This is a genomic window from Desulfurobacterium indicum, assembly GCF_001968985.1.
GTDB lineage: Bacteria > Aquificota > Aquificia > Desulfurobacteriales > Desulfurobacteriaceae > Desulfurobacterium_A > Desulfurobacterium_A indicum.
The window spans coordinates 1-1,344 of sequence record NZ_MOEN01000060.1 but is presented as its reverse complement, the minus strand read 5'-3'; the positions used below and the strand labels follow the sequence as shown (position 1 = coordinate 1,344).

4 protein-coding genes are annotated in these 1,344 nt (G+C 41.4%); 3 read left to right on the top strand and 1 reads right to left on the bottom strand.

Annotated features, from left to right (window positions below; translation table 11 throughout):
* A partial coding sequence (locus BLW93_RS08675) for a transposase (protein ID WP_173790650.1) occupies window positions 1-272 on the top strand: 272 nt, incomplete at its 5' end.
* A gap of 7 nt (window positions 273-279) precedes the next feature.
* Here the strand turns inward: BLW93_RS08675 and BLW93_RS09070 are convergent.
* The gene (locus tag BLW93_RS09070; protein ID WP_144444043.1) at window positions 280-417 is read right to left on the bottom strand and encodes a transposase; all 138 of its coding nucleotides are present in this window, start codon (window positions 415-417) and stop codon (window positions 280-282) included.
* A gap of 34 nt (window positions 418-451) precedes the next feature.
* Here BLW93_RS09070 and BLW93_RS08670 point away from each other — a divergent pair, with 34 nt between their 5' ends.
* On the top strand, window positions 452-733 hold the full coding sequence (locus BLW93_RS08670) for a transposase (RefSeq protein ID WP_076713667.1): 282 nt from the start codon (window positions 452-454) through the stop codon (window positions 731-733).
* Between the two features lie 20 nt (window positions 734-753).
* Window positions 754-1,344: IS3 family transposase (locus tag BLW93_RS08665; protein WP_076713666.1), on the top strand; the 591-nt coding region annotated here is incomplete at its 3' end.

The following is a 1,344-nucleotide window of genomic DNA, read 5'->3' as shown; positions in this document are numbered from 1 at the left end:
TTCACTGTTTAACGGCATTTATGAAGTATCCTGAAGGTATAAGAAGATTTATTTACAGCACTAACAGCATTGAAAGGGGGATGAAGGAGATAAAGAGAAGAGCGAAAGTAATAGAGCACTTTCCTGGGGAAGGGGGTGTTATGAAGTTACTTTACTATTTGCTGAAAGAGGAGAATGATAATTTACGTTCACGGGTTCTACCTTGTAAGGATGAGTGGGAAAAGTTTGTTAAATCAAGGGATAAGGAGGTTGCCACCGGGAGACACACTTGAGAGAACACTACCATTGCCACTCTTCTACCTTAGGAATTATCCTTTCTGTGAGCTTTGAAATGAGAGAGGGACTTATCTCCATGCCGTACATCTCTGATAAAAGCTCTTGAATATCCTGAGGTGGACCCCAAAAACTGCACCACACCCTTAGTTAAAATTTTCAGACAAGGAGGAGTCCAATGGGAAAGAGAAAAAACTACTCGCCAGAATTCAAAGCCAAGGTAGCTATTGAAGCTATCAAGGGAGAAAAGATCATCTCCCAGATAGCATCAGAATTTGGCATTCATCCGGTTCTAGTAACCAAGTGGAAAAAACAGTTCCTTGAAAACTCCCACAAAGTGTTTTCAGCTGAGGGGAACAAGGAAAAAGAACTCCAGAAGACCATAGATGAGTTGTACAAGCAAATAGGACAGCTAAAGGTAGAGAAAGATTTTTTGTCCAGAAAATTAGGACTACTCTAAGCAGGAAAGAGAGGCTCTGGATGATAGAAAGAAACAGCCAACTAAGCATACGCAAGCAGTGTGAACTTCTTTCAGTTCCAAGAAGGAGCTATTACTACCAGCCGAAGGGAGAGAGTGAATACAACAAAGAACTCATGGCTCTGATAGATGAACAGTACTTAAAAGATCCAACTTATGGAAGCAGAAGAATGACAGCATATTTGAGGAGGAAAGGCTACAAAGTGAATAGAAAGAGGGTAAGGAGACTAATGAGGAAGATGGGAATCAGAACGATATATCAAGAGCCTAAGACTTCAATACCACCAAAAGAGATACCATTGACAGAAAACCTTGTTGAAGGGCTGAAGATAGAACGTCCCAATCAGGTATGGTACACGGACATCACCTATGTAAAAGTTCCTGGTGGATTCTCTTACACGGTAACGATAATGGATGCCCATTCAAAGAAGATACTCTCAATGAAACATTCAAACACCTTGGACAGGAGGTTCTATGTAGAGGCAGCAGAGGAAACCGTGAGGAAGTATGGGTATCCTGAGATAATACATGCAGACAAGGGAAGACAGTTTTTGAGCAGGGATTTTCTAAACGTATTCGGAGACGAAGAAGGG

What these genes read in the sequence shown, in the direction of transcription:
- BLW93_RS08670 (WP_076713667.1), top strand. Translation starts at nt 452, where the DNA reads ATGGGAAAGAGAAAAAACTACTCGCCAGAATTCAAAGCCAAGGTAGCT.